Origin of the sequence: Curtobacterium sp. PsM8 (assembly GCF_030433875.1) — a bacterium.
Taxonomy (GTDB): domain Bacteria; phylum Actinomycetota; class Actinomycetes; order Actinomycetales; family Microbacteriaceae; genus Curtobacterium.
Window position 1 is genome coordinate 1 of sequence record NZ_JARUXD010000051.1, and the last position, 25,589, is coordinate 25,589.

Annotated in this window: 26 protein-coding genes and 1 pseudogene; 16 read left to right on the top strand and 11 right to left on the bottom strand. The window is 72.2% G+C overall.

What is annotated here, in order from left to right; all coding sequences use genetic code 11:
* Positions 1 to 172 precede the first annotated feature (172 nt).
* From QCD68_RS12215 to QCD68_RS12225, 3 genes are all read left to right on the top strand, one after another.
* The gene (locus QCD68_RS12215; protein WP_253466634.1) at positions 173 to 814 is read left to right on the top strand and encodes a DUF308 domain-containing protein; all 642 of its coding nucleotides are present in this window, start codon (positions 173 to 175) and stop codon (positions 812 to 814) included.
* Positions 811 to 1,074 carry a hypothetical protein gene (locus QCD68_RS12220; RefSeq protein ID WP_111076063.1) on the top strand — a complete coding sequence of 88 codons (264 nt, stop codon included), beginning with the start codon at positions 811 to 813 and terminating at the stop codon, positions 1,072 to 1,074. Before QCD68_RS12215 ends, QCD68_RS12220 begins: the two co-directional genes overlap by 4 nt.
* Before the next feature lie 85 nt (positions 1,075 to 1,159).
* Positions 1,160 to 2,545 carry a DHA2 family efflux MFS transporter permease subunit gene (locus tag QCD68_RS12225; protein ID WP_301223212.1) on the top strand — a complete coding sequence of 462 codons (1,386 nt, stop codon included), beginning with the start codon at positions 1,160 to 1,162 and terminating at the stop codon, positions 2,543 to 2,545.
* A gap of 49 nt (positions 2,546 to 2,594) precedes the next feature.
* Here the strand turns inward: QCD68_RS12225 and QCD68_RS12230 are convergent, their stop codons facing one another.
* Positions 2,595 to 3,482 (bottom strand): LysR family transcriptional regulator, encoded by an 888-nt coding sequence (locus QCD68_RS12230; protein WP_301223197.1) that lies wholly within the window; start codon positions 3,480 to 3,482, stop codon positions 2,595 to 2,597.
* A 70-nt stretch (positions 3,483 to 3,552) separates the two neighbouring features.
* Here QCD68_RS12230 and QCD68_RS12235 point away from each other — a divergent pair, with 70 nt between their 5' ends.
* Positions 3,553 to 4,812, top strand: coding sequence for an MFS transporter (locus QCD68_RS12235; protein ID WP_301223198.1), 1,260 nt, complete (start codon positions 3,553 to 3,555; stop codon positions 4,810 to 4,812).
* 343 nt (positions 4,813 to 5,155) lie between these two features.
* Positions 5,156 to 5,824, top strand: a complete 669-nt coding sequence (locus tag QCD68_RS12240) for a hypothetical protein (RefSeq protein WP_301223199.1) — start codon at positions 5,156 to 5,158, stop codon at positions 5,822 to 5,824.
* Positions 5,825 to 5,858: 34 nt separating this feature from the next.
* Here the strand turns inward: QCD68_RS12240 and QCD68_RS12245 are convergent, their stop codons facing one another.
* The gene (locus tag QCD68_RS12245; RefSeq protein ID WP_111076084.1) at positions 5,859 to 6,773 is read right to left on the bottom strand and encodes a cation diffusion facilitator family transporter; all 915 of its coding nucleotides are present in this window, start codon (positions 6,771 to 6,773) and stop codon (positions 5,859 to 5,861) included.
* 48 nt (positions 6,774 to 6,821) lie between these two features.
* Between QCD68_RS12245 and QCD68_RS12250 the strand changes: the two genes are divergently transcribed.
* A complete protein-coding gene (locus QCD68_RS12250) occupies positions 6,822 to 7,511 on the top strand; it encodes a DUF4166 domain-containing protein (RefSeq protein WP_301223200.1) in 690 nt (229 codons plus the stop codon).
* A gap of 19 nt (positions 7,512 to 7,530) precedes the next feature.
* Positions 7,531 to 8,511 (top strand): epimerase, encoded by a 981-nt coding sequence (locus QCD68_RS12255; RefSeq protein ID WP_301223201.1) that lies wholly within the window; start codon positions 7,531 to 7,533, stop codon positions 8,509 to 8,511.
* Here the strand turns inward: QCD68_RS12255 and QCD68_RS12260 are convergent.
* Positions 8,480 to 9,571, bottom strand: a complete 1,092-nt coding sequence (locus tag QCD68_RS12260) for an EamA family transporter (RefSeq protein WP_301223202.1) — start codon at positions 9,569 to 9,571, stop codon at positions 8,480 to 8,482. The two genes, QCD68_RS12255 and QCD68_RS12260, sit on opposite strands and share 32 nt — an antisense overlap.
* Positions 9,572 to 9,625: 54 nt before the next feature.
* On the opposite strand from QCD68_RS12260, the gene QCD68_RS12265 reads away from it, so the two are divergent.
* Complete coding sequence (locus tag QCD68_RS12265) at positions 9,626 to 10,540, top strand: LysR family transcriptional regulator (RefSeq protein ID WP_301223203.1); 915 nt, start codon at positions 9,626 to 9,628, stop codon at positions 10,538 to 10,540.
* A gap of 252 nt (positions 10,541 to 10,792) precedes the next feature.
* Here the strand turns inward: QCD68_RS12265 and QCD68_RS12270 are convergent, their stop codons facing one another.
* The 3 genes from QCD68_RS12270 to QCD68_RS12280 are packed head-to-tail and all read right to left on the bottom strand — an operon-like array spanning position 10,793 to position 12,938.
* A complete protein-coding gene (locus QCD68_RS12270; protein ID WP_221849869.1) occupies positions 10,793 to 11,239 on the bottom strand; it encodes a hypothetical protein in 447 nt (148 codons plus the stop codon).
* Positions 11,236 to 12,387: a hypothetical protein gene (locus QCD68_RS12275; protein WP_301223204.1), complete on the bottom strand. Its 1,152-nt coding sequence runs from the start codon at positions 12,385 to 12,387 to the stop codon at positions 11,236 to 11,238. The genes QCD68_RS12270 and QCD68_RS12275 overlap by 4 nt, the downstream gene beginning before the upstream one ends.
* A complete protein-coding gene (locus tag QCD68_RS12280) occupies positions 12,384 to 12,938 on the bottom strand; it encodes a hypothetical protein (RefSeq protein WP_253466661.1) in 555 nt (184 codons plus the stop codon). Before QCD68_RS12280 ends, QCD68_RS12275 begins: the two co-directional genes overlap by 4 nt.
* 108 nt (positions 12,939 to 13,046) lie before the next feature.
* Here QCD68_RS12280 and QCD68_RS12285 point away from each other — a divergent pair, with 108 nt between their 5' ends.
* Positions 13,047 to 14,189, top strand: a complete 1,143-nt coding sequence (locus QCD68_RS12285) for a geranylgeranyl reductase family protein (RefSeq protein ID WP_253466664.1) — start codon at positions 13,047 to 13,049, stop codon at positions 14,187 to 14,189.
* A gap of 60 nt (positions 14,190 to 14,249) precedes the next feature.
* Here QCD68_RS12285 and purB read toward each other — a convergent pair whose 3' ends face one another.
* From purB to QCD68_RS12300, 3 genes are read right to left on the bottom strand one after another with little or no spacing between them, the layout of a single operon-like run.
* A complete protein-coding gene (gene purB, locus QCD68_RS12290; protein ID WP_111076050.1) occupies positions 14,250 to 15,635 on the bottom strand; it encodes an adenylosuccinate lyase in 1,386 nt (461 codons plus the stop codon).
* Positions 15,632 to 16,150, bottom strand: a complete 519-nt coding sequence (locus tag QCD68_RS12295; protein ID WP_111076049.1) for a low molecular weight protein-tyrosine-phosphatase — start codon at positions 16,148 to 16,150, stop codon at positions 15,632 to 15,634. Before QCD68_RS12295 ends, purB begins: the two co-directional genes overlap by 4 nt.
* Before the next feature lie 45 nt (positions 16,151 to 16,195).
* Positions 16,196 to 16,597, bottom strand: coding sequence for a phage holin family protein (locus QCD68_RS12300; RefSeq protein ID WP_301223205.1), 402 nt, complete (start codon positions 16,595 to 16,597; stop codon positions 16,196 to 16,198).
* 135 nt (positions 16,598 to 16,732) lie between these two features.
* Here QCD68_RS12300 and QCD68_RS12305 point away from each other — a divergent pair, with 135 nt between their 5' ends.
* The 6 genes and pseudogenes from QCD68_RS12305 to QCD68_RS12330 all read left to right on the top strand — a co-directional run.
* A complete protein-coding gene (locus QCD68_RS12305) occupies positions 16,733 to 17,839 on the top strand; it encodes a histidinol-phosphate transaminase (RefSeq protein ID WP_301223206.1) in 1,107 nt (368 codons plus the stop codon).
* Between the two features lie 5 nt (positions 17,840 to 17,844).
* Positions 17,845 to 18,981: a thiamine pyrophosphate-dependent dehydrogenase E1 component subunit alpha gene (locus QCD68_RS12310; RefSeq protein WP_253466670.1), complete on the top strand. Its 1,137-nt coding sequence runs from the start codon at positions 17,845 to 17,847 to the stop codon at positions 18,979 to 18,981.
* Positions 18,982 to 19,067: 86 nt separating this feature from the next.
* On the top strand, positions 19,068 to 20,027 hold the full coding sequence (locus QCD68_RS12315; RefSeq protein WP_253468045.1) for an alpha-ketoacid dehydrogenase subunit beta: 960 nt from the start codon (positions 19,068 to 19,070) through the stop codon (positions 20,025 to 20,027).
* Positions 20,028 to 20,071: 44 nt separating this feature from the next.
* The gene (locus QCD68_RS12320; protein WP_301223207.1) at positions 20,072 to 21,661 is read left to right on the top strand and encodes a dihydrolipoamide acetyltransferase family protein; all 1,590 of its coding nucleotides are present in this window, start codon (positions 20,072 to 20,074) and stop codon (positions 21,659 to 21,661) included.
* 92 nt (positions 21,662 to 21,753) lie between these two features.
* Positions 21,754 to 22,329, top strand: coding sequence for a GNAT family N-acetyltransferase (locus QCD68_RS12325; RefSeq protein WP_301223208.1), 576 nt, complete (start codon positions 21,754 to 21,756; stop codon positions 22,327 to 22,329).
* A gap of 277 nt (positions 22,330 to 22,606) precedes the next feature.
* Positions 22,607 to 23,242 (top strand): annotated as a pseudogene (locus QCD68_RS12330) (GntR family transcriptional regulator); the annotation flags it as partial.
* 105 nt (positions 23,243 to 23,347) lie between these two features.
* Here the strand turns inward: QCD68_RS12330 and QCD68_RS12335 are convergent.
* Positions 23,348 to 23,800 (bottom strand): PTS sugar transporter subunit IIA, encoded by a 453-nt coding sequence (locus QCD68_RS12335; RefSeq protein WP_301223209.1) that lies wholly within the window; start codon positions 23,798 to 23,800, stop codon positions 23,348 to 23,350.
* Entirely contained in the window at positions 23,797 to 24,033 is a 237-nt protein-coding gene (locus QCD68_RS12340) for a PTS glucose/sucrose transporter subunit IIB (protein WP_301223210.1), read from the bottom strand. The genes QCD68_RS12335 and QCD68_RS12340 overlap by 4 nt, the downstream gene beginning before the upstream one ends.
* Before the next feature lie 178 nt (positions 24,034 to 24,211).
* On the opposite strand from QCD68_RS12340, the gene QCD68_RS12345 reads away from it, so the two are divergent.
* Positions 24,212 to 25,480, top strand: coding sequence for a PTS transporter subunit EIIC (locus QCD68_RS12345; protein ID WP_301223211.1), 1,269 nt, complete (start codon positions 24,212 to 24,214; stop codon positions 25,478 to 25,480).
* Positions 25,481 to 25,589: the final 109 nt, after the last annotated feature.

The following is a 25,589-nucleotide window of genomic DNA, read 5'->3' on the forward strand; positions in this document are numbered from 1 at the left end:
CCCCCCCCCACACGCCGACCACTGCCCCGCGCGCTTGCCCCCCACCCGGGGCGGGGGGGGGGGGGCGCGGGGCCCCCCCCGCCCACCTCGCCCACGGGCACCCTCCCGGACGGGTGCCCACATCGACGGCGGTAGGATCGACCGTACGAACCGACAGCCCGAGAGAGGTCCCGTGTCCCACTCCGTGGACGACGCCGAGCAGCGAGCACGGTACTGGCCGGTCCCGGTCCTCCGGGCCGTCCCCGCCGCCGTGATCGCGATGGTGATCACGTTCTCCCCGAACCACTCCGCCGGCTTCGGCCTGGTGCTGTTCGGGGTCTTCGCCCTCGTCGACGGCGCGGTCCTCGCCTGGGGCAGTGCCGCACGGCTCCCCGGTGACGACCGCTCGCGGCGCTCGGGCCTGGTGCAGGCGGCACTCTCGATCGTCGCCGGCATCGCCGCGCTCGCCTGCACCGGACTCGGACTGCCGGCGTTCATCAGCCTCGTCGTGGCGTTCGCCCTCCTGACCGGCGCACTCGAACTGTCACAGGGTGTGCGGGCCCGTCGGCGCTCGCCGTTCGCCCGAGACTGGACGACGATCGGCGGCCTCACACTGCTGCTCGCGATCGCGTTCCTCCTGACGCCGCCGGACTACTCGCAGCAGCTCGGCGGGGTGGAGAAGGTGACCGGCACCCTCGACGCGCCGATCGTCCTGGTCGGGCTCCTCGGCGCGTACCTCGCCATCGCGGCGGTCTTCCACCTGATCGCCGGCCTCTCGCACAAGTGGGGAACGGCTGCCCCGGCGGCCACCCCGGACGGAGCACCACACGCATGAGCACCTCCACCCGTCGCGACCGAATGCGTCCGGCCGAGCTCCTCGGGATCTCCGCGGTGATCGCGGTCGTCGTCGGGCTCGTCGTGCTGATGTCGACGCGTGAACTCACGCTCTCGCTGGTCTTCCTCGGTGTGAGCTTCGTGGTCGTCGTCGTGGTGATGGCCATGCTCCAGCTGACCTCGACCACCGACCAGGACGACAACGACATGCTCGGTGGCCACGAGACCCCGGGACGAGGAGACGACGACGGCTTCCACTGAGCCCGCGACCCGACGAGCCACGTCGGGGCCGCACCGACCCGAGCAGGGTGACCCGGGCCTCCCGGCTCGCTACCGGCACCGGTACGTGATCCTCGCGGTCTGCTGCATGAGCCTGTTCATCGTCTCGATGGACGCCACCGTGGTGAACGTCGCACTGCCGTCGATCGGCCGTGAGCTCCACAGCACCATCTCCGGCCTGCAGTGGACCATCGACGCCTACACGCTCGTCCTCGCCAGCCTGCTGCTGCTCTCCGGATCCACCGCAGACCGGATCGGCCGGCGCACCACGTTCCAGGTCGGCCTCGCACTCTTCACGGCGGGGTCACTGCTGTGCTCCCTCGCGCCGAGCGTCGGCTGGCTCGTCGTCTTCCGCATGGTCCAGGCCGTCGGCGGGTCGATGATGAACCCGGTCGCGATGAGCATCATCACGGCGACCTTCGACGACGCCCGGGAGCGGGCCCGGGCGGTCGGCGTCTGGGGTGCCGTCGTCGGTGTCTCGCTGGGCGTCGGGCCGCTCGTCGGCGGTGCGCTGACGGACACCGTCGGATGGCGGGCGATCTTCCTGATCAACGTGCCGATCGGCATCGCCGCGGTGGTCCTGACGTTCCTGTTCGTGCCGGAGTCCCGCTCGCCGAAGCCGCGGAAGCTCGACCCGCTCGGGCAGGGCATCGTGATCGTGTTGCTGGCGAGCCTGGTCGGCGGCCTGATCGAGGGACCACGTCTGGGGTGGGTGTCGCCTGGTGCCCTCGGACTGTTCGTCCTGGCGGCGGCCGCGCTCGTGGCCCTCGTGGTCGTCGAGGGGCGCACCGCCGAACCCCTCATCGACCTGCGGTTCTTCCGGAGCATCCCGTTCTCGTCCGCCGTGGGCACCGCACTCGTGGCGTTCGGCGCGAACGGGGCGTTCCTCTTCCTCATCGCGCTCTACCTGCAGGAGGTCCGGGGCATGACCCCGTTCCAGGCCGGCCTCTGGACCCTGCCGTCCGCGGTGATGACGATGCTCGTGTCGCCGATCTCCGGCCGGCTGATCGGCACCGTGGGCACGCGGGTGCCGCTCGTCCTCGCCGGCATCGGGATCGCCGGAGCCGGGGCGGTCCTCACGACCGTGCAGGCGTCGACCCCGATGTGGGTGCTCGTCGCCGCGTTCGTGCTGTTCGGCTTCGGGTTCGGCATGGTGAACGCGCCGATCACGAACACCGCCGTGTCGGGGATGCCGCGCGCGCAGTCCGGGTCCGCAGCCGCCGTCGCCTCGACCAGCCGGCAGACCGGGGTGTCGCTCGGCGTCGCCCTGGCCGGCACCGTCACCGGAGCGAGCGCGGTGGCCACCGTGGGCTCCGGGTTCGCGATCGCCACGCACCCGATGTGGTGGATCGTCGTCGGCATCGGGGCGGCGATCGTCCTGGTCGGCTTCCTGTCCACCACGGCCGCCGCCCGCCGGTCCGTCGAGAGCATCGCCCCGCTGCTGCGCGGCTGACCGCCGCGTCGCACCTCAGCCGCGCCACAGCTCAGCGTCACGCCACACCTCAGCGCCGCGCGGCCACGATCGCCCGGGCCAGCGCCTGCGTCGCCCGGTTCGGCTCCGGGTCGCTCCGCATCGCCAGCCCGATCCGCAGCGGTTCGATCGCGTCCTCGAGTTCCAGGACGGCGCCGTCGTGGCGGACGCCGGAGTCCGGCACGACCCCCACGCCGATGCCCGCCGACGCGAACCGCACCACGGCGGGCATGTCGTTCATCTCCGCGACCACCCGACGCCGGATGCCGAGTCGGTCGAGCACGCCGTCCAGGATCATCCGGTTGCCGAACCCGTGCGCGGTGTCGACGAAGGACTCGTCGGCGAGTTCGGCGAGCGACACCGACGTCCGACCGGCGAGCGGGTGGTCGGCGGCGACGAACACCCGGAACGGCATCTCGCGGAGGGGCTCGACGACCACGCCGGACGGGATCGTCGGCAGTCCCGTGTACGCCAGGTCGAGCCGACCCGCGACGAGGTCCTGCACCAGTCCAGTGGTGCCGCTCGGCGAGGTCATCAGCTCGACGGCGACCAGCGGGTGGCGCTGCCGGAACCCGCGCAGGACGCCGGTCAGGTCGACGATGTCCATGCTGGTGAAGATCCCCAGACGCACCCGTCCGCGCAGTTCGGCGTCGGACACCGCGGCCAGATCGCGCATCCGGTCGAGTGACTCGAGCACGGCGCGGGCGTGGGGGAGCAGGTCCTCGCCGGTGGCGGTCAGGACGAGCCGACGTCCGCCGCGCTCGAAGAGCCGCACGCCGAGGGTCCGCTCCAGGCTCGCGATGCCGGCCGACACGGTGGACTGCGCGGCCCAGAGCCGTTCTGCCGCGCGGGTGACGCTGCCCTCGGCGGCGACGGTGACGAACTGTTCGAGCAGCCGGGTCTCCATACGGTCCATCATCGACCCGATCGATGGCGGGCATCAAGACGATCCGTTTGACCCGATGGATGCTGCGCGGGAGCATCGGAGCATGTCATCCGTCATCGAATCCCCGGCGACCGGCTCGACGGCCACCGCTCCGGCCCCTCGCGGCCGTCGTGCGCACACCCGTCGGCGCCACGGCTTCGGCTTCTGGGCCGTCGCCTTCGCGTTCACCGCGGTGATGGCCTTCGCGACCGTCCCCGCGCCGCTCTACGTCATCTACCAGGCGCGCGACGGCTTCCCGACCTTCACGACGACCATCGTCTTCGCCGCCTACGGCCTCGGCGTCGTCGGGTCCCTCTGGCTCGCCGGACACCTCAGCGACGTGCACGGTCGCCGGCCGCTGATCCTCGTCTCGATCGCCCTCGAGCTCGTGGCCGCCGTGCTGTTCCTCGTCTGGAACGACGTCAGCGGTCTGATCGTCGCGCGGCTCGTCACCGGGCTCGGCGTCGGTACCCTGACCGCCACCGCGACCGCACACCTCGGGGAGCTCAAGGTCCGGGCGACCGGTGACGAGTCCTCCGCCAAGGGTGCGAGCGTCGCCGCGGGGGTCGTCAACCTCGGCGGGCTGTCGCTCGGAGCGCTGATCGGCGGTGCGCTGGCCGAGTTCGTCGGGCAGCCGCTGATGGTGCCGTACGTGGTGTTCGTCGTCGCCCTCGTGATCGCGTTCGTGGTCGTCCTCGCCGTCCCCGAGACCGCCGACCGCCCGACCGCACCGGTGCCGTACCACCCGCAGCGGCTGCGCGCCCCGGAGGGTCAGAGCGCCGCGTTCTGGGCTGCCGGAACCGGCGCCTTCGCCGCCCTCGCCGTGCAGGGGCTCTTCACCTCGGTCGCGCCGACGTTCCTCGGCACCACCTTCCACGTGACCGACCGGCTGGCCGCCGGTGCGACGACCTTCGGGGTCTTCGCCGCGAGCGCGCTGTCCCAGGTCGTGTTCGCGAAGCTGCCGCAGCGCACCCAGATCCGCCTGGGTGTCGTCCTGCTCGTCGGTGGCCTCGCGGTCCTCGCGGTGTCCGCGGTGGTCCTCCAGGTCGCCGGCTTCATCGGCGGCGGTGTGGTCGCGGGTGCCGGCGTCGGGCTCCTCTTCCGCGCCTCGATCGGCAGCGCCGGTGCGCTCGTCGGACCGGAGGAACGTGGCGGAGTCCTCGCCGCCACCTTCCTCATCGCGTACGCCGGGCTGACCGTCCCGGTCGTCGCCGTGGGTGCGGCGTTGCTCGTGCTGCCCACCCTGCCGGTCCTCATCGGGTACGTCGTGCTGGTCGCCGCGCTCGCGGTCTTCGCCGGAGCGCGCCTGGCCGCACGAGCCTGACCGGCACGCGCCTCCCGTCCGAGACGGGCCCGTCTGCCCACGACGCCGCGCTTCTGCGCACGACGCCGCGGTGTTCAGCGGCGTCTCGGGCATCGAGCGGCGTCGTACCCGAACGGTGCCGCCGCCGACGCGCACGGCCCCGTCTGTGCGAGACGCCGCGTTCCACGCGAGACGCCCCGGAGTTCGGCGGCGTCTCGCGCACCCGGCGCCGTCGTACCCACACGGCGTCGGGACTCCGCCAGCCCCTCCAGGCCGGCGGCACACCACGCGGCACCCGCCCGTCACGCACCCGACCGTCACGCCCCCAGCCGGGAGGCCCGCCCCCCTCCGGCATACTGGCCGCATGCCCGCCAAGCGCTCCCGCTCCACCCTGACCGGCATCGCCGCGGCGGTCGCCGCCGTCGTGGTGATCGGCGGCTTCGCGCTGACGAACGCCCGGGAGGGCGACGACACCGTCCGCTCCGCAGCCCCCTCGGCCACGGCGACCGACCCGAGCGAGCCGGGCACCGGCACCGGCGGCACCGGCAGCACCGATCACACCGGCAGCACCGATCACACCGGCAGCACCGAGAGCACCGTCGCGGTGATCGCCCGGTCCGGCCCGGACCTGCCCGGCTCCGCGGTCCTCGACCGGTGCAACTCGGACGGCCGTGCCGCGGTCGCGCGGTACGACACCGCGGCGCTCGGCGACGTCGTGCTGCAGTGCGGCACCTCGGCGCAGGGCTACGAGCACATCCGCGTCCGGCACACCCGCGACTGGCAGGACGTCCTCTCCGGTCACACGACGCAGCGGAACTGGGACGACGCCATGCTCACGGCGGTCCGGACGGCGCTGACCAACCCGCAGAAGGGGCTGCCCGTCGACGCCGGGGACGGCAAGGTCTGCTACGCCGCACCCGTCCGCTTCGACGACGGCAGCGCGCCGAACCCGGACGGGTTCGTCAAGGTCATCGTGTCGGCGACCACCGAACGCGTGATCACGGCCTACCCGACGCGCGACTCCGACTGCTGAGCAGCACCAGCACCAGCGCCTGGACCAGCACCGGTCAGACGTGCACCTCGTGCTCGTGCCGCTGGTGCGACGCGGGTTCGAGCTGGAACGTGGAGTGCTCGACCGGCACGTCGAAGTGCTCGGCCACGCACTGCTGCAGCTCGTCGAGGATAGCGGGCGCGTGCGCGGTCGTGAAGCAGTGGTCGTCCACCACGACGTGCGCGGTCAGGTTCGGGACCCCGGTCGACACCAGCGTCGCGTGCAGGTCGTGCACGGCGATGACGTGGTCGAGCTGCAGGATGTGGCCACGGACGGCGTCCAGGTCGAGGCCGCGCGGTGTCGCCTCGAGCAGGACGTCGGCGGTCTCGCGGAGGAGCTTGACGGCGCGGGGCATGATGAGCAGGCCGATCAGCAGCGCCGCGACCGAGTCGGCGCGCTGCCACCCGGTCAGGAACAGCACGACGGCCGCGGCGATGACGGCGACCGAGCCGAGGGTGTCGTTGAGCACCTCGAGTCGGGCCGCCCGCGAGGTGAAGCCCTCGCCCGACGCCCGCACGAGCACAGCGAACGCGACCAGGTTGCCGATCAGCCCGACGAAGCCGAAGACCAGCAGGGGGCCGGCCTCGATCTCCTCCGGCACGAACAGGCGCTGCACGGCGGAGATCACCACGTAGACGCCGACCGCCAGCAGGATCGCGGCCTGCGCGGTGGCACCCAGGACCTCGGCACGCTGGTAGCCCCAGGTCCGTCTGGCGGTCGGGGTGCGGCGGGCCAGGCGGGTGGCGACCAGGCCGATCCCGAGTCCGCCGGTGTCGACGACCATGTGCCCGGCGTCGACGAGCAGCGCGAGGGACCCGGTGACGACCGCACCGACCACCTCGGCCAACAGGATCCCCGCCGAGATGCAGAACGCGATCAGCAGCGCCCGCTCGGACGCGTGTCCGTGCGAGTGGCCGTGGTCGTGTCCCATGTCGTCCATCGTAGGAGCCGCGTCCGACGCCGTGCCAGGATCGGGAGCGTGACCCGGTCGCCGTACGAGCTGAGCGCGTCCGCCGACGTGCTGGCGGCCCTGCACCCGAGGCTCCGCACCTACTTCGGCGCCGTCCCGCCCGGGTACGTCGGCCGGGGCTCCGGTGTGTTCACCGTCGTCGGCACCCCGCGGCGCTGGCTCTGGCCCGTCCTCCGCGTCCTCGCCGGGGACGCGGTGGTGTTCCCCGCGTGGGAACACGACGTCCCGTTCACGGTCGAGAACCGCCCGGTCCACGTCCGGCGTGGCTGGTCCGGCAGCTCCGGCCGGTCCGGCAGGAGCACCGACCGGGAGGCCCGCCCCGCCGTCCGCGCACACCGCACCTTCCACTTCGCGAGCGGCGACCGCACCATGGTCGACGCGATCACCGCGGAACCGGGGGGCCTCGTCGACCACCTCGGCCGGCACGGCCGCGTCAGCGCGCTGCTCGCGGTGACGGTCGCGACGACCGGACCCAACGCCGGGGCGCTCCGCCTGGTCTCCACGCGTGTTTCGGTGCACGCGCTGGGACGTGAGTGGTGCCTCCCGTCCGCCCTGTCGCCCCGCGTGGTGCTGACGGAACGATTCGATGACGATGCCGACGTGCAGCGCGTGTCCCTGACGCTCTCCGCGGCCGGGCTCGGCACGCTGTACCGGTACGAGGGGGCGTTCCGGTACGCCGTCGTACCCGACGACGTGTGACCGGAGCCGAGAGGACAGCATGGACGAGCAGCAGCAGCGGCGTGTGGTGGTGGCGGGAGCGAGCGGCTTCGTCGGCCGGTACCTGCAGGACGCCTTCCGCGCCGAGGGGTACCAGGTCGTCACCGTCGGCCGCACCGGCGACGCGGTGTGGGGCAACACCCTGCGCATCCGCGAACTCGTCGACGGCGCCGACCTCGTCGTGAACATGGCCGGCAAGAGCGTGAACTGCCGGTACGGACGGCGGAACCGGGCCGAGATCCTGCGCTCCCGTGTCGACACCACGCTCGAGCTCGCCGAGGCGATCCGGACCGCCGAGCACCCGCCGCCGCTGTGGCTGAACGCGTCGACCGCGACCATTTACCGGCACGCCGACGACCACCCGCAGGACGAGGCGACCGGCGAACTGGGCGAGGGCTTCTCGGTCGGGGTCGCCCGCGCGTGGGAGGACGCCCTCTTCAGCGCCGACCTGCCCGGCACGCGGCGTGTGGCGCTGCGGATGGCGATCGTGTTCGGCGACGGCAGCGCACTGCTCCCGCTCCTGCGGTTGGCGCAGGCCGGACTCGGCGGGCCCCAGTACGACGGGCCGTGGTTCCCGACCCGCGCACGCCTGGCCGCTGGCACCTACCACCACGACCGGCACACCCGAGGACGGCAGCGGTTCAGCTGGGTGCACATCGACGACGTCCTCGGGGCGATCCGCTTCATCCGTGACCACGAGGACCTCGACGGCCCGGTGAACGTCACGAGCCCGGAGCCCTCTGACAACCGCACGGTGATGGCGACGCTGCGGGACGCCGTCGGACGCCGCTTCGGCCTGCCGACCTGGCGGTGGATGCTCGAACTCGGGTCGTTCGCGATCCGCACCGAGACCGAACTGGTGCTGAAGAGCCGGTGGGTGGTGCCGACGCGGCTGACCGAGGCGGGCTACGAGTTCCGGTACCCGCACCTGCGGGGGGCGCTCGCCGGGATCATCGCGGAACGGCGTCAGCACCGGGGCTGAGCTCGGCCGGGCTGACGGCGGTCGGGCCGTCGTGCGGAGGCTCGTGAGACGCCCCCGTCTCCGCGCGACGCCCTGATGCGCTCGAGACGCCGCCGGATGTCGCGGCGTCTCGGCCACTCGGAGGCGTCTCTGCACCGGCGACGGTGCCAGTGCGGGCGCCGGCGACGGCACCCCCGGCCCGCGGCGGCCGCGACGACCACAGCACCGCCCCCACGACGACCGCGCCCGCGAGCACCTCGACCAGGTCCGGGACCTCACCGAACGCCGCCCAGGACGCCAGCACCCCGACGACCGGCACGAGCATCGAGAACGGTGCGACGGTGCTCGACGGGTACCGCCCCATCAGCCGCGACCAGATGCCGTAGCCGACGACGCTCGCCGCCAGCACGATGTAGAGCACTGCCAGGTCGGCGGGCAGCGCGTCGGCGGTGAACGCGGTGCCGAGCGCCTGCCCGATCCGGTCCGGTCCCTCGACCAGGAACGACAGGACCGCCATCGGGATCGGCGGCACCACGGCCCACCACAGGGTCAGGTGCAGCGGGTTCACCGGGCCGGCCTTGCGGGTCGCGACGTTGCCGATCGCCCACCCGAGGGCACCGCAGAGCACGAGCACGACGGGCAACAGCGCGGCGGTCTGGGCCCGGTGCAGGGCGATCACGGCGAGGGCCGCCACCGCGACCGAGACGCCGACCACCTGCCGCGCGCTCAGGCGTTCACGGAGCAGGACCCCGGCGAGCAGCACGGTGAACGGCGCCGAGGCCTGCACCACGAGCGAGGCCAACCCCGAGGGCATGCCGGCCGCCATGCCCAGGTAGAGGAACGCGAACTGCAGCACGCCGAGGGTCGCGCCGACCAGGACGATCCACCGGAACGGGATCGGCGGCCGCGGGACGAACAGCAGCGTCGGGACGGCGAGCAGCGTGAACCGCAGCGCGGCGAGCAGGAACGGCGGGTAGTGCTCGAGGGCGATCGCCGTCGCGGGGAAGTTCAGTCCCCAGGCGACGGCGACGACGAGGGCCAGGATGCGGTCGCGGAGCAGCACCGGACGATCGTCCCGCACCCCCACGCGGTAGCACCAGCGAACGTTCCGACAGCGTCGTTGTAGGGTCCCTGCATGGTCGGCTTCGACATCGCCCTGCTCCCCGTCCTCCGCGAACTCGCCGAGCGGGGCAGCGTCACCGCGGTGGCGACGGCCACCCACCGGACGCCGAGCGCCGTGTCCCAGCAGCTCCGCACCCTGCAGCGCCAGGCCGGCGTCCCGCTGGTCGAGCGCGTCGGCCGCGGCGTCCGGCTCACCGAGCACGGGCGGGTCCTGGCCGGCCTCGCCACCGGCGTCGCCACCGCCCTGGCGACCGTCGAGTCCGCCTGGAGCGAGCACCTGGACGGTGCCACCGGCACGGTCGACCTGGCAGTGTTCCCCTCGGCCGCCGAACTGCTGCTGCCCGGCCTGCTCACACGGATGCGCACACACCCCGGCATCGCCCTGCAGCTCTCCGACGTCGACGTCAGCGAGGGGGAGTTCGCCCCGCTCACCGCGGACCACGACGTCGTCATCGGTCACCGCCCGGACGGTGCCCGTGGCGCGGACCGCCGGAGCGTCGAGACCGTCCCGCTGCTCCGGGAACCGCTCGACGTCGCCCTGCCGCTCGACCACCCGCTGGCCGGTCGGCAGCGCGTGGGCATCGAGGACGTGGTCGGCGCGACGTGGATCGGCGTGCCGGAGGACTACCCGATCGACCGGGTGCTCACCGCGATGGCCGCCGCGACGGACGCCCCACCCGAGGTCGCCTTCCGCACGATCCACCTGCCCGTGATCGAGAACCTGGTGGCGGCCGGCCACGGCATCGCACTCGTGCCGCGGTACACCTCGCGGACGCGTGCGCCCGGCCGGTTCCGACTGGCGACCCTGGCCGACGTGCGCGCCGGTCGGCGGATCGAGGCCCTCGTCCGCCCCGACCGGGCCGTCCGTCCCGCGGTCCGGGTCGTCCTGGAGGCCCTGGTCGCCGAGGCCACGTCCGTCACCTCCTGAGGCGGCCCGGCCCGCACCACGTCGCTACGCACGATGCGTATTGCCCTGTTCGCCAGGAGCCGCTACGCTTCAGGCGTAGCACGGGGGGTGTTACGGGGCGACCGGTCGTCCGAGCGTGGTTGAGGGGGTCGGGTGATCGGGCTGCATCGTCAGCCCGATCGCGCGAACGACGCGACGACCGGCCCGCCCCGCCCTTCCGGCTCGACCGTGCGCGCCCGCCAGGGCCGTGCCCAGGACGGGCCGACCGGCGTCTCAGGACCGGCCGCGCGCCTCCTCGATCTCGCGCAGGAGCGCCGTCAGGCGGTCCAGGTGTTCCGCCGTCACGTCCTGGTTGAGCGTGCGCGCCGCGTAGAGGCTGACCGGACTGGTCCGCTCCGCCAGCGTGAACCGCAGTGCGGCGTCGATCGTCTCCGTGAGCTGGCTCTCCGGCCCGGTCAGGTACGACGGGTCGATCTCGAAGTACTCCGCGACGGCCCGCAGCAGTCGCTCGTCGTCGACCACGTACCGGTTGCCCAGACGCATGTACTCCCACCGGGAGCGGCTGAGCTTGACGTCCCGGTCCGCCAACCAGTCGCGGATCTTCGGGTACGTCACCGGGCCGCCGTCGGGCGCGGTGACGGTGCTGCAGAGCAGGTGCAGCTTGCGGGCGAGCTCGGCGCGCTGGGTCTGCTGCGCGGCGGTGAGCTTCTCGTGACTCATGGGGTGGACTCGATCCGTTCCGGGTCTCGTGCGGGGTGCTCGTCGTCGGGTCGGCTGAGGTCGTCTGGCCGGCCGAGATCGTCGGGCCGGCTGAGGTCCTCGATCAGCGAGTCGGTGACGCCGGTCGTCGCGGCGACGCCCATCATGCGGATGACCACACGTTCGTACCCGCGTGGCCGGAACTGACGCAACCGGATGTTGTCCTCCAGCTCCGCCCACCGCTGGTAGAGCGCGACCTCGGCCTCCTCGCCCCGGCTGCGGAACGCATGCCGCCGTCGGACGCTCCGCGGGTACACGCTGAACTCGGGGTGCGCCTCCATCGCGCGGTCGGTGATCGGCAGGCTCACCAGCAGGAGCAGGCGACGCCAGACCGGCACCACGACCGGGCGGGCGGCCGCGAACACGACCCCGGCCGCGGTCAGGCTGGCCATCGACACGACGGCCACCTCCCACAGCGGGTCGACGATGCCCGACATCGCGAAGTCCCGGTCGACGAACAGCCGCACCGCGCCGGCGGCCAGGCTCTCGGTGATCCAGGCGAGGTCGACGAGCGCGGCGAGGCCGATCAGCCAGACGCCCCAGCGGGTCGTCCACTCGCCGTACAGCGGCAGCCCCCGGAACGCCACCGCGGCGACCTGCACGCCGTACAGCCCGACGCAGACCGGCAGCACCGCGGCGAACAGCTCGCGCGTCGGCTCACCCGTGTACCGACCGAGGAACGGGTCCGAGACGGCCCAGTCGCTCATCGCGAAGAGGACGACCTGCAGGGCGACGGCCACCAGGACCAGACCCCAGGTCAGACGCTCGCGGAGAGGGCGGCGTTCGCCGTGCTCTGCGCGGATGACCATCACCTGCAGGCAGCCGAGCGCGACGACGACCGCGGAACGGTAGAGCAGGTTCGTGACGTTGTGCCCGCCGAGCAGACCGTCCACCCACAGGTAGACGAACGGAGCCTGCAGCGTGCAGCCGAGCGCCCAGACGAGAACCCCGGGGACGAGCATCGATCGGGGACCGGTCTGGTCCGCGGCGTCCGGGTGCGCCGGCAGCGGCTGGCGCACGTTGGGGGAGAGCATCGACAGTGCGGCGAGCCCGACGGACACCACCGTCACCACACCCGCCACGAAGACCCAGTCGTCCAGCACGTTCATCCGCCGAACACCCGCCCGAACTTGACGTCCCGGCCGCGGCCGCGTGCGTACCGCATCACCCGGACGCTGAGCTCCACACCGACGAGCTCCGCCAGGCGTTCCTCGTCCTCGGAGAAGTCCGTGTGGCCGTAGAGGAACTCGAGGTCCGGCGTGTACTCCTGCTCCAGGGTCTCGCCGGAGCGGACGAGCCGGCCGCTCGGCACGAACCCGTCGACCTTGTCCTCGACGAACCGCGCGAACCGGGGGTCGATGCCGCGGGACTCCGACGGTCCGTCCGGGCTGATGAGCATGTGACCGTGTTCGTGGTTGATCACCACGAGCTGGGTGCCGGAGGGCGCCGGCGGGTAGGAGACGACCGCGGTGCCGTCGTCGTACCCGGCCCACAGCCCGTGCACGTCCTGGTGCGCCAGCCCTCGGACGAGCCGGTAGGTGACCTCACGCCCGGTCACCTCGCGCACGAGCCGGCGGATCTCGGTCATCGACACTGCGCCCGGCAGCCCGTGGTCGTCGACGATCTGCACGGCGGTGTCGCGGTTCACGTCCCTGGACACGGATCCCGCTCCCCACTCCTGGCCCCGGCGGGGCAGCCTGCACTCCCGACGCAGTCAGCGTAACCGTTCCCGTCGTCGGCAGGGGCTGCGCCGGTAAGCTCGGTCCCCATGCAGGACACGAACGCCGAACAGCCCTGGGACGTCGTGGTCGTCGGCGCCGGCCCCGCCGGTGCCACCGCCGCCCGACACGCGGCGCTCGGCGGTGCCCGCGTCCTGCTCCTCGACAAGGCCACCTTCCCGCGGTACAAGACCTGCGGCGGCGGCATCATCGGTCAGTCCCGGCGGCGGCTCAACGACCGTGCCCTGGCGACGATCGAGGCGGACCTGCCCGAGGTCGGTTTCTCGCACCGGATGGGCCGGGTGACCCGGGTGCGCACCGAGGCCCCCTTCGTCGCCATGGTCGACCGTGAGCGGTTCGACCAGGCGAACGTCGACGCCGCGAAGGAGGCCGGGGTCGTCTTCCGCGACGGCGCCAACGTCCGCGCGCTCAGCGACGAGGACGGTCACACCCGCCTGACGCTGGCCGACGGGGACGAACTCGTCGCCCGCGTCGTGATCGGCGCCGACGGCTCGGGTGGCCGGGTCGGCCGCCACGTCGGTGCCGTGATGGCCGTCACGGACCTCGGTCTCGAGGTGGAGGTCCCCCGCCGCCCGGAGGACGCTGCCACCGGCGTGCTCCTCGACTGGGGCCCGCACCCGGGCACGTACGCGTGGGTCTTCCCGAAGACCGAGACCCTGACCGTCGGCGTCATCGAGCAGAAGGGGCACGCCGACCAGACCCGTCGCTACCTGGACGACTGGATCGAACGCCTCGGCCTGCACCCGACCGACCAGGACCGCAGCAGCGGCCACCTGACGCAGTGGCGCACGAGTGACTCCCCGCTCCGCCGCGGGACGGTCGTGCTCGCTGGGGAGACCGCGGGCCTCCTGGAGCCGTGGACGCGCGAGGGGATCTCGTTCGCGCTGCGGTCGGGCGAGTGGGCCGGCACGGCGGCCGCCGCGTACACCGCCGGCGACCGCGCGGCGCTCGACCGGTACGAGTCGCAGGTGCGCGCCGAGTTGGTGCCCGAGATCGACGCCGGTGCGCAGCTGCTCCGGGTGTTCACGCGGTTCCCGGCCGGCTTCCACTTCCTGATCTCGAAGACGCCGTTCGGTCGCGGCTACTTCATCCGCTTCTGCCGTGGCGAGACGACCCTGGCCCGGGCCTTCCGGCACCGCTGGGTGCGGAAGGTCACCGCCTGGCTCGCCTGAGCGGACCGGCCTGGTCCGCCGGACCGGCCGGACCACCTGGCGGTCCGGCCGCGTCGCGGCTCAGACCTCGAGGTGGTCGACCAGCTCGTCCGCCAGGCCCGTGTAGGTCGCCGGGGTGAGGTTCGTCAGCCGGGCCTTCGCCGCGTCGGAGACGTCGAGCCCGTTCACGAACGCCACGAGCTCCTGCCGCCCGATGCGCTTGCCCCGGGTGAGCTCCTTGAGCATCGCGTAGGGGTCCTCGATGTCCGACTGCCCGGCGGTGACCTCGGCGCGGATGACGGTCTGGATCGCCTCGGCCAGGACCTCCCAGTTGCGGTCGAGGTCCTCGGCCAGGCGGGGCTCGTTCACCGCGATCTCGCCCAGGCCGCGGCGCAGGTTGTCGAGCGCGAGCAGCGAGTGCCCGAACGCGACGCCGATGTTGCGCTGCGTGGTGGAGTCGGTCAGGTCACGCTGCAGACGGCTCGTGACGAGGGTCTCGGACAGCGTCGAGAACAGCGCGGACGAGATCTCGAGGTTCGCCTCGGCGTTCTCGAACCGGATCGGGTTGATCTTGTGCGGCATCGTCGACGACCCCGTCGCGCCGGCGATCGGGATCTGCGTGAAGTACCCCATCGAGATGTAGGTCCACACGTCGGTCGCCAGGTTGTGCAGGACGCGGTTCGCGTGCCGGACCCGGTCGTAGAGCTCGGCCTGCCAGTCGTGCGACTCGATCTGCGTCGTCAGCGGGTTCCACGTCAGGCCGAGGCCCTCGACGAACTCCTTCGACAGCGCGGGCCAGTCGGCCTCCGGGTCCGCCGCCAGGTGCGCGGAGAAGGTGCCGGTCGCGCCGGAGAACTTGCCGAGGTACTCGCCGCGCTCGACCTGCGACAGGATCCGCTCGAGCCGGTAGACGACGACCGCGATCTCCTTGCCGAGGGTGGTCGGCGTCGCGGGCTGGCCGTGGGTGTGCGAGAGCATCGGCACGGCGCGGAGGCTCGTGGCCATCTCCCGCAGGCGCTCCACGACCGCGCGTGCGGACGGCAGCCAGACGTGCTCGACGGCGTCGCGGACGGTCAGCGCGTACGAGAGGTTGTTGACGTCCTCGCTGGTGGCGGCGAAGTGCGTGAGCTCGGCGACGGCGTCGAGGCCCAGGTCGCTGAGCCGGCGGCGGACGAAGTACTCGACCGCCTTGACGTCGTGGCGGGTGGTCGCCTCGATCTCGGCGAGCTCCGCGATCTGGTCCTGGCCGAAGTCGTCGACCAGGGCGCGCAGCGCGGCCTTGTCGTCGACGGACAGCGGGGAGGTGGTGAACATCGCGTGGTCGGTGAGGAACACGAGCCACTCGACCTCGACCCGGATCCGGGCACGATTGAGCCCGGCCTCGGACAGGTGCTCGCCCACCGTGTGCACGATCGGGTAGTAGCGCCCGTCGAGCGGGCTGATCGGCTGCGGGGGAAGGGGGGTCATGGGGCTCCCTGGCGGACTGCCGGCTCGAGCTGGTGGAAGAGCGCCCGGCAGGCCCGTTCGACCGTGCTGAGCACCCGGTCGAACTCGTGTCGGTCCGCGTAGTACGGGTCCGGCACGTCGGCCTGCTGAGGCCAGGCGTCGTCGTACCGCAACAGGAGCGTCACCTTCGCGGCGTCGTCCATGGTCGGGGCCCACGAGCGCAGGATGCGTTCGTGGGAGCGGTCGAGTGCGACCACCAGGTCGAGGTCCGGGAACCGGTCCGGGTCGAACTGACGGGCGCGATGCCTGCTGCCATCGTATCCGCGTGCCGCCAGCGCTGCGATCGTGCGCTCGTCGGCGGGTTCCCCGACGTGCCAGTCCCCGGTGCCGGCGGACTCGACCACGAACCGGTCGGCCATGCCGGCGTCGGCGGCGATCTGCGCGAAGACGATCTCGGCCATCGGGGAACGGCAGATGTTGCCGCTGCAGACGAAGGAGACACGGAAGGTCGACGGGGCGCCGGCGTCCATGGTCATGGGGACATCATGGCGCAGCCGGGGGCCGGACGCGATGCCGGGCCGTCAGGCGCGACCGCGGCCACCCAGGACCGGGCGGGCGACCAGGCCGACGAGCCAGGCGAAGACCGCCAGCACGAAGGCCCCGACGATGCCCCAGCCGAAGGACTCCACCGACAGGCCGAAGCCCAGTCCGGTCGAGATCCCGGCGACGATGAGCAGCAGGACCGCGTTCACCACGAACGAGATCAGCCCGAGCGTCAGGATGTAGACGGGGAACGCCACGATGCGGATCAGCGTGCCGATCACGGCGTTCACGATGCCGAAGACCAGCGCCACGAGCAGGTAGGTCAGGACGGTCTCGACCGGACCACCTTCCCCGAAGGAGTCGACGGTGACACCGGTCACGATGAGCGTGGTGAGCCAGAGGGCGACGGCGTTGACGATGAGCCGGACGAGGAACCGCATGGCCACCATGATGCCTGCCCTCCCCGCGAACGGGCCGCCGGTACGCTGAGCCGGTGACCGACCAGCCCGCGCAGACCGTGCACATCCGTCGCCCGGGGGACACAGCATCGCCGTCCTGCCCGTTAGCCTGACGCGGTGACCGACCAGCCCGCGCAGACCGTGCACATCCGTCCCGAGATCGCCGTCCTGCCGCCGTACAAGCAGGGACGCCAGGCCGCTGCGGACGCCCTCAAGCTCTCGAGCAACGAGAACCCCTTCCCGCCGCTGCCCGGTGTCGTCGAGGCGGTGCAGGCCCAGACGGCGTTCAACCGCTACCCGGACGCCACCGCGCTCGCGGTCCGTGCGGTGCTCGCGAACCGGTTCGGCACCACCGTCGACGAGGTGCACGTCGCCCCGGGCAGCGTCGCGATCCTGCACGAGCTGGCGAAGGCGACCTGCGCCCCGGGTGACGAGGTCGTCTACGCCTGGCGGTCCTTCGAGGCCTACCCGGGCGTCGTCACGGTCGCCGGCGCCACGAGCGTGCAGGTGCCGAACCGTGCCGACGGTGGGCACGACCTCGACGCGATGGCGGACGCGGTCACCGAGCGCACCCGGCTGGTGCTGGTCTGCACGCCGAACAACCCGACCGGGCCGATCGTCACCGGCGCCGAGTTCGCGGCCTTCATGGCCCGGGTGCCGTCCTCGGTGCTCGTCGTCCTGGACGAGGCGTACGCCGAGTTCGTCACCGACGTCGACGCGGTCCGGGGTCCGGCCCTGCTCGAGCGGTACCCGAACCTGGTGGTGCTCCGGACGTTCTCGAAGGCCTACGGTCTGGCGGGCCTCCGCGTCGGGTACGCGCTCGGACCGGCATACGTCCTCGACGCCGTCCGTGCCTGTGCCATCCCGCTGTCCGTCACGGCGCAGGGGCAGGCGGCCGCGCTGGCCAGCCTCGAGCGCGAGGACGAGCTGCTCGGACGGGTCGCCGAACTGGCCGAGCGCCGGGACCGGATCCGCGCCGGACTGCTCGAACAGGGGTGGGACGTGCCGGAGGCGCAGGGCAACTTCGTCTGGCTGCCGACGGGGGAGCACACCGCGTTCGCCGCCGAGGCCTTCGAGCACGCCGGGCTGATCGTCCGGGCGTTCGCGCCGGAGGGCATCCGGATCTCGATCGGCGAGCACGAGGCTGTCGCAAAGCTCCTCGAAACCGCAGGTGCCGTTGTGGAACGTCTCACAACGACGGCTCCTGAGCGGCCGGTACGCTGACGAACATGTTGTTCCGCGCCGCGGCTCCTGCGACGACCCCCGTCCAGCTCCTCGATCCCGAGGGCCGGTTCGTGGAGACCGACGAGAACGCCGAACTCGCCGCCGTCGCCCGGGCCCTCCCTGATGAGACCCTGCTCGCCATGCACCGCCAGATGGTGCTCACCCGACGCTTCGACCACGCTGCCGGCAACCTGCAGCGCACCGGTCAGCTCGGGCTCTGGGCGCCGAGCCACGGGCAGGAGGCGGCGCAGGTCGGTTCCGCCTTCGCGCTCCGCCCCCAGGACCACCTCTTCCCGTCGTACCGCGAGCACGCCGTCGTGATGCAGCGCGGGGTGGAGCCGATGGAGATCATCTCGCTCTTCCGCGGTCAGGCCCACGGCAACTGGGACCCGGACGCCCGCGGCAACACGCACATCTACACGCTCGTCATCGGCGCGCAGACCCTGCACGCCACCGGCTACGCGATGGGCCAGGCGCTCGACGGCGTCGTCGGCACCGGCGACCCGGACGTCGACGAGTGCTCGATCGTCTACTTCGGCGACGGGGCGACCAGCCAGGGCGACGTGAACGAGGCGTACGTGTTCGCCGCGTCGCACACGGCCCCGGTCGTCTTCTTCCTGCAGAACAACCACTGGGCGATCTCGGTGCCGGTGTCGGTGCAGTCCCCGACCCCGCTCGTCGACCGCCCGCGCGGCTTCGGCATCCCGAGCATCAAGGTCGACGGCAACGACGTGCTGGCCTCGTACGCGGCGAGCCTCGTCGCGACCGACCACGCCCGCAGCGGTCAGGGTCCGGCGTTCGTCGAGGCCGAGACCTACCGCATCGGCGCGCACACCAGCTCGGACGACCCGACCCGCTACCGCGGCGACGACGAGCTCGCCGGCTGGGTCGCCCGCGACCCGATCACCCGGTCCGAGACGTACCTCCGCAGCAAGGGCGTCACCGACGCCCAGTTCGCCGAGTTCGACGCCGAGGGCGAGCAGATCGCCGCCGACATCCGCACCCGCACGAGCGCCCTCCAGGACCCGCCGATGGAGGCGATGTTCGACAACGTCTACCGCGAGCCGCACCCGCGCATCGACGAGCAGCGCGCGTGGCTCCGGGACTACGAGGCCGGCCAGGACGCAGGAGCCCACGCATGAGCACCACCGAGCAGCTCTTCGACTACACGCTGCGTTCGCACCCCGGTGCGGGCGAGGTCCCCGAGGACCCGACCCCGACCCTCCCGATGGCGAAGGCGCTGAACGCCGGCCTGGCGAAGGCGATGGAGTCGGACGACAAGGTCCTGCTGATGGGCGAGGACATCGGCCGTCTCGGCGGCGTCTTCCGCATCACCGAGGGTCTGCAGGACCGCTTCGGCGCCGACCGCGTCCGGGACACCCCGCTCGCCGAGTCCGGCATCGTCGGCACCGCGATCGGCCTGGCGCTCCGGGGCTACCGACCGGTCATCGAGATCCAGTTCGACGGCTTCGTCTGGCCGGCGTTCAACCAGATCACCTCGCAGCTGGCGAAGATGGCGAACCGGCTGCCGGCGCACATGTCGCTGCCGATCGTCATCCGCATCCCCTACGGCGGGCACATCGGCGCGATCGAGCACCACCAGGAGAGCCCGGAGACGTACTTCGCGCACACCCCCGGTCTCCGCGTGGTCAGCCCGAGCACGCCCAACGACGCCTACTGGATGATCCAGGAGGCCATCGCGTCGAAGGACCCGGTCGTCTTCTTCGAGCCGAAGTCGCGCTACTGGCCGAAGGGCCAGGTCGACCTGGTCGACGGGCACGTCCCGATGCACACGACCCGCGTCGCCCGCACCGGCACCGAGGTCACCCTCGTCGGTCACGGTGCGATGGTCGCGACGCTCATGCAGGCCGCCGACATCGCCGAGGCAGAGGGCACGAGTTGCGAGGTCGTCGACCTCCGCTCGATCTCGCCGATCGACTGGGAGCCGCTGCTCGCCTCGGTGCGCAAGACCGGCCGCCTGGTCATCGCGCAGGAGGACTCGGGCTTCATCAGCGTCGGCAGTGAGATCGCCGCGACCGTCGCCGAGCGGGCGTTCTACACGCTGCAGGCGCCGCCGCTGCGCGTCTCCGGGTTCGACATCCCGTTCCCGCAGTCGAAGCTCGAGCACTTCCACCTGCCCGACGCCGACCGCGTCCTCGAGGCCGTCGACCGCGCCCTCGCCTACTGACCCGCACCACTCCCGTACGACCGAACCCTGCTGAAGGAGCCGACGTGGCCGTCGCCGAATTCCCCCTGCCCGACGTGGGGGAGGGCCTGACCGAGGCCGAGATCGTCCAGTGGCGCGTCGCCCCCGGTGACGAGATCGCCGTCGACCAGGTGCTCGTCGAGATCGAGACCGCGAAGTCGCTCGTCGAGCTGCCGTCGCCGTTCGCCGGCACCGTCACCGGTCTGCTCGTGGCCGAGGGGGACACCGTCGAGGTCGGCAGCCCGATCATCCGCGTCGAGTCCGACTCGGCCGCCGCAGGTCAGCCGGGAGGCACGGCTCCCGTCGCCGACGCCGCTCCCGTCGCGCAGACCCCGGCTCCGGCCGTCCAGGCCCCGGCAGCGCCGGCCCCGACTCCCGCTGCGTCGGCCCCGGCAGCGCAGGCACCCGTGCCCGCTCCGGCCGCCGCCGCTCCCGCACCGGCAGCGGCAGCGGCTGCTCCGGCACCCGCCGCCGTGGCACCCGCCCCGGCCCAGGTCGCCGTCGACGCCGGTGTCGTCGGCGCCGACGAGGGCTCCGGTGCCGTGCTCGTCGGCTACGGCTCCGCCACCTCCGCGCCCTCCCGCCGGAAGCCGGGCGCCCGCCGGGCCGCCGCCGCCGCTGCCGAGGCGAGCCGCGCCTCCAGTCGTGAGGTCGACCTGTCCTTCGAGACCGACGAGGGCGAGGCGACCACCGCCGACGCCGTCGCCGCGCAGGGACGTCGTCCGGCGCGCCCGTCGATGCCGAGTGCCTCGGCGCTGCAGGTGATGGCCAAGCCGCCGATCCGGAAGCTCGCGAAGGACCTGGACGTCGACCTGACCACCGTCGTGCCGACCGGCCTGGCCGGCGAGGTCACGCGTGACGACGTCATCCGGCACGCCCAGCAGGCCAGCGTCTTCCGCAACATCGAGACCCCGGAGTGGGGCGACGTCCGCCAGGAGACCATCCCGGTCAAGGGCGTCCGCAAGGCCATCGCGACCGCCATGACCACGTCGGCGTTCACCGCGCCGCACGTGTCGCTCTTCGTGGACGTCGACGCGACCCGCACGATGGAGTTCGTCAAGCGCCTCAAGGAGTCGCCCACGTTCGCCGGGGTCAAGGTCAGCCCGCTCCTCATCATGGCGAAGGCCGTGATCTGGGCCGTGCGCCGCAACCGCTCGGTGAACTCGTCGTGGACCGACCGCGAGATCATCGTCCACCACTTCGTGAACCTGGGCATCGCGGCGGCGACCCCGCGCGGTCTGATCGTGCCGAACATCAAGGACGCGCAGGACATGTCGCTGCTCGAGCTGGCGAAGGCCCTCGAGGAGATGACCATCACCGCCCGTGACGGCAAGACGAGCCCCGCGCAGATGGCCGACGGCACGATCACCGTCACGAACATCGGTGTCTTCGGCATGGACACCGGCACGCCGATACTCAACCCCGGTCAGGTCGCCATCGTCGCCATGGGCACGATCAAGCCGAAGCCGTGGGTCGTCGACGGCGACGTGCGCTCGCGCATGGTGACCACCATCGGTGCCTCGTTCGACCACCGCGTCGTCGACGGTGACGTGGCCTCGCGCTTCGTGCACGACGTCGCCTCGGTCATCGAGGAGCCGGCGCTGCTGCTCGACTGAGCGATCAGCGACTGGGGTCCGCCAGGGTCCGGGTCGCGCGGTCTTGGTGTGCCGTTCACGTCGATGTCGGCGGAGCGGAGGATGATCGAGACATGGTCCACCAGCTGCTCGTCCCGCAGCAGGAGATCCGGACGGGTCGCCTGGTGCTCGCGCCCGTGACGCCCGCCGACATCGACGCGGTCCACGAGCTCTTCTCGGACGCCCGGACCTGGACGCACCTGCCGGCCGGACGCCACACCTCCCGCGCCGAGACGCAGGACCTGGTGCAGCGCAAGATCGGCGGCCGCGTCCGGCACGGGCTCGGCTCGTGGACGATCCGAGCGGCGGACTCCGGCGTCTTCCTCGGCATCGGTGGCGTCGACCGCACCGCCGGCGGCGTCTGGAACCTCGGGTACCGCCTGGCTCCGGAGCACCACGGGCACGGCTACGCGACCGAGGTCGCCCGGGCCGCGGTGGACGCCGCCCACGCCCTGCTGCCGGACGTGCCGGTCACCGCGCGGGTGCTGACGAACAACCCGGCCTCGGCGCGCGTGCTCGCCCGGGTGGGCCTCACCCAGGTCTGGCAGGGACCGACCCGGACCGCGGCGCCCGAGGGCGTCGAGTGCCAGGCGTGGAGCGACCGGACGCTGACCCCGGCGCAGCTGGACTGGCTCGTCGCCAACGCCTGACCCGCCGCTGTCGGCCGGCCGCCGCCCGCCCGCCGAGGTCGCACGAACGGCCGTCGGCCGCCTGTCGAGGTCGCACGAACGGCCGGGTGTCGTCCGACGAGCCGGCACTTCGCGCGACCTCGACGGACGCGAGCGGCCTGTCGTGCGACCTGGGCGAGGGGCCACCCGGCGTCCCTGCAGGTCTCCCGCCGGGCGGTTGCACGCGCGGGCCCGGCCGGTACTGTGGGTGAACTGGTCATGTCCGCACAGGACCACCTGATCCACACGAGGAGTCCGCTTGCCGAGCCGCATCACCGAGGGTGCTGAACCGAAGCACCAGCAGCTGCGGCGGATCCTGCTCGACCAGATCACCACGCGGCTGGCGCCGGGGGCCGCGATCCCCTCGGAGCGGCAGCTCATCGCCGAGTACGGCGTCTCGCGCATCACCGTGCGGGAGGCCCTGGGCCAGCTGGTCAACGAGGGTCACCTCGAGCGCGTCCGCGGCAAGGGCACCTTCGTCGCGAACCGTCCGATGCAGTCGACCCTGCACCTGGCCTCGTTCACCGAGGAGATGCGCGCGATGGGGCACGTGCCGACGACGGTCGTGCTCGTCCGGGAGGAACGCGTCCCGCCCGCCGCGACGGTCGCCGCCCTGCACCTCGGGGACGGCGAGACCGCACTGCACCTCAAGCGCCTGCGGATGGCCGACGGTGCCCCGGTGTCCGTCGACGACGCCTGGCTCGCCGCGGACGTGTTCCCCGGCATGCTCGACCACGACCTGTCCGGCTCGATGTACTCGATCGCCGACCAGGTCTACGGGCACCCGATCGACCGCGCGCAGCAGACCGTGGCTGCCAACCCGGCGACCGACGACGTCGCGACGCTGCTCGGCACGAAGACCGGGGCGCCGCTGCTCGAGTTCGACCGGGTGTCGTACTCGGGGACGCGCGCGGTCGAGCACGCCCGCAGCTGGTACCGCTCGGACCGCTACCGGGTGCAGATGGAGGTCACGGCCGCCCGTCCGGTGCTGGTCGGTCGTTCAGACCTCGAAGAGCGCGTCACCCTCGGCGACGGTGGTGCCGACGGTGTCCTGGGGGACCGAGTCCGGCGTCGAGCCGAGCACGACGACGGGGACGACGGGGGAGTACCCCGCCGCGCTGATGGCCGCCGGGGTGAAGCGCACGACCGGGTCGCCCGCGGCGACGGTGTCGCCCTCCTTCGCCAGGAGCGTGAACCCCTCGCCCTTGAGCTTCACGGTGTCGATGCCGACGTGCACGAGGACGTCGGTGCCCGCGGCACCCTGCAGGGCGAACGCGTGCGGGTGCAGCTTGACGATGGTGCCGTCGACCGGGGCGACCGCGGTGACCTCACCGGTGGTGCCGGTCGGGTCGACGGCGACGCCCGCGCCGACGAGCTGCTCGGCGAACACCGGGTCCGGCACGTCGGAGAGCCCGACGACCGGGCCGGCGAACGGCGTGCGGACGACCGTCACAGTTCGTCCTGCATGTCCTGCGCCAGGTTGTCGGCGATGGGGCCGACGATGACCTGCCAGCCGGTGCCGCCACCGACGACGGCCTGCGCGCCGGCGGCCTTGAGGGCGTCCTTGTCGACGAGGTCGCCGTCCTCGACCTCGACGCGGAGGCGCGTGATGCAGCCCTCGACCTCGTCGATGTTGTCGGTTCCGCCGAGTGCGGCGATGATGTCGGCAGCCTTGATGTCAGCCATCTGTTTCCTCCTCGTTACGGGTTCGCTCACAGGTTGACATGCAGTCCACGGTCATCGACACTACGAACTGGTCATGACCGGACAGGACCGGACCTGGCGACACTGCCGAGGGTACCTGCGCCGTCCACGCGACTCAACTCACCCCGAACAGCTCCACCCGATGACGAGAGGAACTCCGATGAGCACCGCTGCCACCACGGACGTGCCGGAGAAGAAGACGCCGAAGAAGCAGTCCCGCTTCTTCGCGAACGCCCAACGGCTGGGCCGGAGCCTGCTGCTCCCGATCGCGGTCATGCCGGCCGCGGGCATCCTCAACCGGATCGGGCAGCCCGACCTGCTCGGTGCGATCCCGGGCTTCGAGACCGGTGCGAGCGTCATCGGCTCCGCCGGCAACGCGATCTTCACCTGGCTGCCGCTGCTCTTCGCCGTCGGCATCGCCATCGGCTGGGCCAAGAAGTCGGACGGCACGACGGCACTGGCCGCGGTCGTCGGCTACATGGTCATGTACGAGGTCTTCAAGACCATGTCGCCGATCGTCCTGGCGGGAGTGAAGGACGCGAACGGCGAGCAGGCCACGATCAACTTCGGTGTCCTCGGCGGCATCGTGATGGGTCTCGTGGCCGCCGGGCTCTGGCAGAAGTTCCACCGCACGAAGATGCCCGACTTCCTCGGGTTCTTCTCGGGTCGCCGTCTCGTGCCGATCCTCACCGCGGCGGCCGGCCTGGTCATCGCCGTGCTGATGTCCTTCGTCTACCGCTACTTCGACATCGGCCTGACCTGGGTCGGCGAGCAGGTCACGTCGCAGCCGGTCGTCGGTGGCGGGATCTTCGGGTTCGCGAACCGCATGCTCATCCCGGTCGGCCTGCACCAGCTGCTCAACTTCTTCCCGTGGTTCCAGCTCGGCAGCTTCAACGGCCCGAACGGTGTCGTCTCCGGTGACATCCCGCGCTTCCTGGCGGGCGACCCCACTGCCGGCATCTTCCAGACCGGCTTCTTCCCGATCATGATGTTCGCCCTGCCCGCCGGTGCCCTGGCGATCTGGCGCAACGCCCGCCCCTCGCAGCGCAAGCTCGTCGGCGGCATCATGCTCTCCGCCGCGCTGACGTCCTTCGTCACCGGCATCACCGAGCCGCTCGAGTACTCGTTCATGTTCGTGGCCTGGCCGCTCTACGTGATCCACGCCGTGCTCACCGGTACCTCGCTGGCCCTGGTGAACGCGCTCGGCATCCACGACGGCTTCTCGTTCTCGGCCGGCGTGATCGACTACGTGCTGAACTTCGGCAAGGCGAAGGGGGCGATCTGGCTCATCCCGATCGGCCTGGCGTACGCGGCGGTCTACTACTTCCTCTTCAGTTTCGTCATCAAGAAGTGGAACCTGCGGACCCCGGGTCGCGAGCCGGAGGACGAGATCGCCTCGGCCTCGGTCGACGACCTCACCAAGGCGTAGTCGCGGCGCGCCGCGGCCGGACGCGCGCCGGGGGGGGGCCCGGGCGGCGGGCTGCGCCGCCGCGCCGCGGCCGGGCGGGGAGGGGGTTTGTATGGGGGTGGGGGTGGGG